7 protein-coding genes are annotated in these 7,390 nt (G+C 62.4%); 5 read left to right on the top strand and 2 right to left on the bottom strand.

All coding sequences use genetic code 11. The annotated features are described in order from the left end of the window. Positions 1 to 610 (bottom strand): CYTH domain-containing protein (locus VFA16_RS06750; RefSeq protein ID WP_324967071.1); only part of this gene is annotated, 610 nt, incomplete at its 3' end. Between the two features lie 70 nt (positions 611 to 680). On the opposite strand from VFA16_RS06750, the gene VFA16_RS06755 reads away from it, so the two are divergent. The 5 genes from VFA16_RS06755 to VFA16_RS06775 all read left to right on the top strand — a co-directional run bounded on the left by VFA16_RS06755 (position 681) and on the right by VFA16_RS06775 (position 5,775). Next, complete coding sequence (locus VFA16_RS06755; protein WP_414687657.1) at positions 681 to 1,259, top strand: IS630 family transposase; 579 nt, start codon at positions 681 to 683, stop codon at positions 1,257 to 1,259. Between the two features lie 93 nt (positions 1,260 to 1,352). Further along, positions 1,353 to 2,585 carry a tyrosine-type recombinase/integrase gene (locus VFA16_RS06760; RefSeq protein ID WP_324967072.1) on the top strand — a complete coding sequence of 411 codons (1,233 nt, stop codon included), beginning with the start codon at positions 1,353 to 1,355 and terminating at the stop codon, positions 2,583 to 2,585. Then, positions 2,582 to 4,732 (top strand): site-specific integrase, encoded by a 2,151-nt coding sequence (locus VFA16_RS06765; protein WP_324967073.1) that lies wholly within the window; start codon positions 2,582 to 2,584, stop codon positions 4,730 to 4,732. The genes VFA16_RS06760 and VFA16_RS06765 overlap by 4 nt, the downstream gene beginning before the upstream one ends. Beyond that, the gene (locus VFA16_RS06770) at positions 4,732 to 5,157 is read left to right on the top strand and encodes a DUF6262 family protein (RefSeq protein ID WP_324967074.1); all 426 of its coding nucleotides are present in this window, start codon (positions 4,732 to 4,734) and stop codon (positions 5,155 to 5,157) included. The genes VFA16_RS06765 and VFA16_RS06770 overlap by 1 nt, the downstream gene beginning before the upstream one ends. A gap of 84 nt (positions 5,158 to 5,241) precedes the next feature. Then, on the top strand, positions 5,242 to 5,775 hold the full coding sequence (locus VFA16_RS06775) for an IS630 family transposase (protein WP_324967075.1): 534 nt from the start codon (positions 5,242 to 5,244) through the stop codon (positions 5,773 to 5,775). A gap of 142 nt (positions 5,776 to 5,917) precedes the next feature. Here VFA16_RS06775 and VFA16_RS06780 read toward each other — a convergent pair whose 3' ends face one another. Then, complete coding sequence (locus VFA16_RS06780; RefSeq protein WP_324967076.1) at positions 5,918 to 7,318, bottom strand: amidase; 1,401 nt, start codon at positions 7,316 to 7,318, stop codon at positions 5,918 to 5,920. Positions 7,319 to 7,390: the final 72 nt, after the last annotated feature.

Consider the following 7,390-nt stretch of genomic DNA (forward strand, 5'->3'; position numbering starts at 1 on the left):
CATGTCCCTCTATGGCCAGTAAACTGTCGCCAAAATTCTGTTCTTGATCGCGACTCTTAATCTCACCTTGATTTGACAATCCCCCTTCGATTCGATCAGCCAATTGGCGTAGCGTTAGACGGTGCGACGAACCCTGTTTTCTCAGACGCAAATAGTAACCATTTTTTGCCAACTTGTAGTCTGACGTGTCGAAGTATTGATCAAGTATGTTGTTGGTAAATTCCTCGCGTCTGATAGTATAACCCGACACGTGGGCTACATCTTGCCGCAACCAGTTTGCGATGCGTGCGGAGTCTTGTGAATCCAACGTGAGTTTCGCTTCAACCTTTTCCTCCCGCTGGGTGGCGCAGACGTAGGCCCAACCGCGGTCGAACTTTGAATCGTGCGTACTCGAGAGGTGGTACTCCTCAGTGAACACTCGATGCAAATCATGCAGAACTTGTGTATCGGCGGACTTTGCAAGTTCTACTTCTATTTGGAGAACTTGTAGAGTTTCGTCCGGCTCGAATATGTAAGTACTATCGTCAAAGGCGAGCTCGGCGATCGTTGTCTCATTGTGCAATGCAAGCCATGTCTCACGATTCGTTTCAATTCGAAACAGTGGGTGCAATCCTAGGTCTTCTAGTGTGGCGTAAGCGTGTCGCATCCTGTTGATCTGGCGTCCATGAGATTATTTCGTCATGCCTGCTCAACGTGGCGTTTTGACCATTGATCAGCGTGACGAATTGAACAGTCTCGCGCGGGATAAGTCGGTGGATGCCGTGCTCGCTTTGCGGGCCCGGCCGGTCTTGTGGTGGGATAATGGCCATTCCGCGGTTCAGATCGCCCACTGGGCTGGCGTGACGGATAAGACCGCCCGATTGTGGCCTGTGCGGTATGCGGAGTCCGGTATTGAGGGCCTGCATGGGATACCGCATCCAGGGAAGCCGAGAGCGCATGACGAGCGGGTACGTTCCCGGATCCTTGCGGTCAGCAGGATGAGTCCGCCCCAGAACACCGGTTTGTCGCACTGGTCGAGCCGGGAGATGGCGAGATATCTGAAGCGACACGAAGGCATTGACGTATCGCATGTCTTTGTGGCTGACCTGTGGCGCGAACATGGTCTCAAGCCGCACCGGCAGGACACCTTCAAACTGTCGAAGGATCCGCTTTTCGCTGAGAAGGTCGCTGACATTGTGGGCTTATACCTGGCCCCACCTGCAGCGGCGGTGGTGCTGTGCGTGGATGAGAAGTCCGGAGTCCAGGCTTATCCGGGGTAGGTTCGGGCCGTCTGTTAACGAGGTCGAGTGATTTTTTGGTTGGTCCGCGTGTCCATTGCGGACTGATTATCTGTGGTTCCTACGGTGCGGGGTGTGACGACCGCAACGGTGGTGGTGGGCTCGTATCGGGCGCAGCGGCTGACCCTTGCTTCGGGTGAGCGCACGTGGACGGTGCTGGGCAAGGACCATCGCATGGTGGAGCCCGCCGAGGGGTATCTGGAGTATCTGCGGGTTCAGCAGGCGTCGCCAAACACGGTGAAGTCCTACGCGCGGGCGTTGGCGCTGTGGTGGCAGTACCTGGATGTGTTCGGTCTGCGCTGGGACGCGGTGACGGTGGAGAACTTCGGGGCCTTTTTGACTTGGCTGCGCGCCGGGGACCAGCCCGAGGTGGTCTCGATTGAGCGTCGTCCGGCGCGGTTTGCTGAGTCGACGATCGCCGCGCGGCTGCGGGCGGTGATCTCCTGCTATGACTATCACCTGCTCAACGGCGTGGATGTGGGCCGAGATTTGCATCGGATCACTCATCGCGGCGGTGGTCGGTACAAGCCGCTGCTGGAGCACGTTGCTCGCCGCAAGGGACGCCGGCAGGCGGTGGTCCGGGCGCGTCACCGGCGTCGAGCGGCACCACCGATCTTGACGCCTGGGCAGATCGAGCGGATCTGTGAGGCGTGCGCGAGCTGGGATGGTGAGATCCGGGAGTGGCGCGGGTCGGTCCGCAACAGACTGCTGTGGATGCTGCTGGCAGAGACAGGGCTGCGGTTAGGCGAGGCCTTGGGGCTGCAGCATCGCGATTGGCATACCGGGCGAGGCGACACCCCGTTCATCGAGGTCGTGGACCGCGAGCATCCACACGGGGTGCGGGCCAAGAGCGGCTACCGGCGGCTGTATGTCTCCGATGAGTTGGACCGCCTCTACGGCGAGCACGTGTGGCGGTTGTGCGAGGCCGGTGGCGATCTGGCCACCGATGACTTCGACGCCACCTATGTCTTTGTCAACCTCGACCGGGAGCCGAGGTTCGCGCCGTGGCGACCGGAGTCAGTCTATGACCTGGTGGAGCGGCTACGCCGCCAGCTGGCCGGGCAGGTGCCGCAAGCCTGGACCCCGCATTGGATGCGGCACAGCCACGCCACCGCGTTGCTGCTGTCGGGGGTGCCGGTGCATGTGGTCAGTCGCCGGTTGGGACACAGCGACGTGCAGACCACGCTGAGCATCTACGCGCACGTGACCCAGGACGCCGAGATGCGGGCGGCCGCGGACTGGAAGGCCTTCACCGCGGGGTGGCGCACCCGTGTCGGTGGCGTCGAACAGACTGGATCGTGCTCGTGAGCGGGGCGCGTCCCGACCCCCTGGCCACCCGCGAAGGCACGGTGGGCGGCTACCGGCCCGAGGTACTGCACGCCTTATGGGAGTCGGTCCCGATCGGGATGCGCTTGACTTGCTTTAGTCCCGATACCGTTCCCGAGGAATATCGCGGCGGGCTGGGCGAGAAACGCGGCCGCAGCACAGGGCTGGATCTCTCGGCGCTACCGGAGTCGATGCGGACCGAACTGGTGTGGTGCGTGTTCCGCATCATTGACCAGGGCGGACGAGTGGACATCGGCCATATGCGGATGCTGGCGCGCAGGTTGTCTGACGTGATCAGCGACCTGGGTCCAGCCGCTCCGGCCTCGTTGACCGCGTTGTCGGCTCGAGATTGGGAGCACCAGATGGCCCGGGCGAGGCAGCGTCGCGCGGGTGTTCTGCCGGCGCCTGGCACAGCCAGCGACCTTCGTCAGCAGCTGCGGCGCTGCTATCGGCTGCTGTCGGTGGCCTATGACCCGCGGCCGTGGTGGCAGCGGGAGATGTGGGACCCGAGCATCGACCCCCGGATCCCGCAGCGCCCGCACGAGCCACGCGGCCGCCTGGCCTGCTACTTCGACCGGATCACGACCGGCTGGTTGCGACGTGGTCTGCAGTGGTACTGCAAGGTGGGCCTGGAAACCGGCGAGATGGCCTGGGGAACGGTGAAGTTACGCATCGACGCCGCCGTGGTGTTCGATGCGTTCCTCACCGGCCGTGACGTCCCCGGGCCCTGGCTGGCTGACGGACCGGACGAGGTCCGGGCGCTGCTGCTGGGCTTCCTCGGACACGTGCGCGGCCTGCGGGTGCAACAGCCCGGACCCACGCACGGCCAACCGCTGTCGCAGTCCCGGATTTCCGCGCTGCTCAACGGAGTCGAGCAGTTCTACCTGTTCATGCACGACCACCGGGAGACTGCCGCCACCAGCCTGACCGAACCGGGCTGGCTGCGCCTGGGCCCGCAACACGCGATGTTGTTCCGGCGCGGCGAAAAACCACGGCGGGCTCGCCACCATAGCCATGAGCGTGACGTCATCGACGCCGACGCGTTCACCCAGATCATGGCCGGCACCGGGCTGCTCGGCATGCCGACCGCTGAAGGTGGGCTCGGTGACGAGCAGGCGATGCGCATCCTGATGTTGCTGGCTCGCACCGGACGGCGTGTTAGCGAGATCTGCATGCTCGACCACGACCCGCTGCTGCCGCTGCACCAGCCCAGCACCAGCACTGCCGACGATGCGGACGGCTTCGTTGCCCGACTCCGGTACCAGCAAACCAAGATCGATGGTGCTCCCGACACCATCCTGGTCGATCGCGAGATCGTCGCGATCATCCGCACACAACAAGACTGGGTGCGTCGCGCCCGCACCGAACCCGCAACGGCGGCGCCGAAATACCTGTTCGTCGCCGCCCGGAAAAACCGCAACGGCGACCGCCCCTACTCGGATCGGCGGCTGCGAGAACGGGTCGGCGAACTGGCCCGCCGGCTCGACATTCGCGACAGCACCGGCGCGCTGGTCGACTTCCAGCGCACTCACCGATTCCGGCACACCAAAGCCACAAACCTGCTCAACGCTGGTATCCCGCTGCACGTCGTGCAGCGCTATCTCGGGCATTTGACGCCGACCATGACCATGACCTACGCGCAAACCCTGCAGTCCACCGCCGAGCGGGAGTTCCTTCGCTACCGCAAAATCAGCGCCGATTCCCGCGACCTCGAGATCGACCCGCGGGACCTCTACGACATGCTGGAGTTGGACCGGCGCACCGACCGGATCCTGCCCAATGGCTGGTGTCTGCTGCCGCCCCGCCAGTCCTGCGTCAAGGGCAACGCCTGCCTCAGCTGCGACAAATTCGCCACCGATGCGACGTTCCTGCCCGAACTGCAAGACCAAATGGCCCGCACCGGGCAGCTCATCGACCAACGCTGCGCGGCGTTTCACGCCCGCACCGGACACCAGATGAGCCACGACAACGTCTGGCTTGCCGGGCGCCGCCAGGAACACGACGCTCTCGGCCGCATCATCGTCAAGCTCGAACAGGCCCGGCTGGCCGACGGCACCGTCCAAGCCGTGCGTGGTGCCGGTGTCGCCGCGCGCGTCGACAGCATCATCGACAACCAGGACAACAGCTGATGCGTGGCAACCCCGACAACCTCCGCCAAGCCGCCGCCCGCAAGAGCGCCGTCGCCAAGACCCGGGCCGACCAAGGCCTGTGCGAGCTGATCCGCACCGGGCAGCCGATCACCTTCCGCGGACTCGCGCAGACCGCCGGTGTCTCACTCGACTTCCTCTACCGCAACCCGCAGATCCGCGCACGCGTGGAACAGCTCCGCTCCCAGCAGCAGCGAACAAGACCACCCGCGCCACCGGAACACATCGAAGACCACCCAAGCAGCGTGATCCGCACACTCACCACCCAACTCGCCGAGATACGACGCCGTCACCGCGACGAAATCAACACCCTCAAACAAGCGCTCGAGACCGCCCACGGCGAGAACCTCGAACTACGCCGCCGCCTCGGCGACCAACACGCGTCGCCACAAACCAACACACCCTGACCGCTTCTCTTGCGCACGCGTCCGCAAACGCTCTAGCCGCCAAAACACGCAGCTTCAAGATCGTTTACCCCGGATAACCAGGCCTTGGACCGTACCCAGCCGTTGCTTCCCGTGACCTTTGATAAAACGGAAAAGCGAACGCATGATTACGTTCGGCATGGCACGGTCAACCTGTTTGGAGCGTTGGACGTTGCGACAGGTAAAGTCACCGGAGAATGCTATCCGCGCCGGGGATCAGAAGAGTTTCTCGCGTTCATGAAGACTGTCGCTGCCCAGTACGTCGACCGCGAGGTTCATGTCGTGGTGGACAACCTGGGTACGCACTTCACTCCGGAGGTGCGCGACTGGCTGGCCAACAATCCGAACATCACCTTCCACCGCACGCCAGTCGGAGCGTCGTGGATCAATCAAATCGAGATCTGGTTTGGCTTGATTACGCGCCAAGCGATTCGCCGCGGAACATTCAGCTCGGTCAAACAGCTCATTGCCACGATCCACAATTACATCACCAACTGGAACGCCGGCTGTAGACCCTTCACCTGGACTGCTGATGCCGACACGATCCTCGCCAAAGTGCGATGGATTGAATCAGAAGTCCACAAGCTTACGGGACACTAGTTCGGCCAGTATCGTTATAAAGTGTCATCCCTAATGTCGGAAATGATCATTTAATGCGGAGGTGTGATCCGGTAAGAAAATAATATTATGCCCCTGAGAGGGTAGTAACGGGTAGTAACCTGGAGCGCAGCGAGATGTCGGCTCAGACCGCGGCTAACCGCCCGACGGTGTTGGAGGCGGTCTCGTAGGCTTGTCCGACCCTCAGAATAGTTGCCTCATCGAAGGGTCGGCCTATAATTTGCATTCCGAGTGGGAGTCCGGTTGACCCGTTGAAGCCCACGGGCAATGAGAGAGCGGGCAACCCCGTGACGTTCTCAGGCGACGTTAGACGTCTAAGCGCAGTAGCAATGTTCTCGGTCGTCCCGTCGGGCCAGGTGACGTCAGCGGTATCCACCGTAGGGGCGGCCAATGGTGTGGATGGGCTGGCCAGCACGTCGATGTGATCGAACATGGCCGCCCACGCTTGCTGTATGAGCGTGCGGATGCGCAAAGCCTTGATGTAATCCGTGGCGAACATGAGCTCTCCCATCTCCAGGAGAAGCCGCACGTCGGGACTGTAGAGATCGCCCTTGTCGCGCAACCATTGCTGGTGGTAGGCGCTTGCCTCCGGCAGGACAATGCCCAATTCCACGGCGGCCAGAGCATCGGCGTACGGGATAGTCACCTCCCGCACCTGTGCACCGAGGTTCTGCAGGACGCCGATCGCGTGGCGCACCGCCGTGGCGACATCGTCGTGGACGTGGTCGAAAAAATAGTTAGCCGGAACACCGATCCGCAGACCGGTGATGTCTTGGTCAAGCCCGGTGGTGTAGTCGGGTACCGGCACATCGACACAGGCCGGGTCGAGCCGGTCAAACCCCGCGATGGCATTGAGTACCAGCGCGCAGTCGCGGACATTCCTCGTAAGTGGACCGACGTGATCTAGTGACCAGGCCAGTGACGCAACGCCACGTCGCGACACCCTGCCGTAGGTGGGCTTGAGCCCCACCGTCCCGCACAGGCTTGCCGGGATACGAATTGATCCTGCGGTATCACTGCCCAGGCCGATCATGCAGGCACCGGAGGCGACCGCTGCCGCTGCACCCCCGCTGGATCCGCCGACGATATGTCTGGGGTTCCAGGGATTGCGGCTGATTGGAGTGATCACGCCGTACGCGAACTCGTGGGTGTGGGTTTTTCCGACCATGACCATCCCGGCGGCAAAAAGCCGCTCAACGGTTACCGCGTCGGTATCAGGGATATGGCCGGCTCGTAGTTTTGAGCCCGACGTTGAGAGCACGCCCGCAGTGTCGTAGAGATCTTTCACACTCAGGGGGATGCCATGAAGTGGGCCACGATAGCGGCCAGCAGCGATTTCCTCCGCAGCGGCTTGGGCTGCGTTACGAGCCAGCTCGGCTGTGACGCAGGAGAACGCGTGAAGTGTGTTTTCGATAGCGTCGATCCGGTCAAGGACCGAGTTGGTAAGCTCAACCGGCGAGAGCCGCCCCGCCTGGATCTCGGCTGCGGCCGCGCTTAACGTCAGTTCGTAGGGTTCCATCCTCATGTGTCCCAGCGGGCATCGAAAGCTGTGGCCGGAGGTGTCTCCCCGAGAGGGAAATCGTCCAACGTATCGATG

The sequence above is a fragment of the Mycobacterium sp. genome, from assembly GCF_035653355.1.
Lineage (GTDB): Bacteria > Actinomycetota > Actinomycetes > Mycobacteriales > Mycobacteriaceae > Mycobacterium.

Excerpts from the sequence above, each read along its gene's own strand:
- VFA16_RS06770 (WP_324967074.1), top strand. The coding sequence starts at position 4,732 with ATGCGTGGCAACCCCGACAACCTCCGCCAAGCCGCCGCCCGCAAGAGC.
- VFA16_RS06780 (WP_324967076.1), bottom strand. The coding sequence starts at position 7,318 with ATGAGGATGGAACCCTACGAACTGACGTTAAGCGCGGCCGCAGCCGAG.
- VFA16_RS06755 (WP_414687657.1), top strand. The coding sequence starts at position 681 with ATGCCTGCTCAACGTGGCGTTTTGACCATTGATCAGCGTGACGAATTG.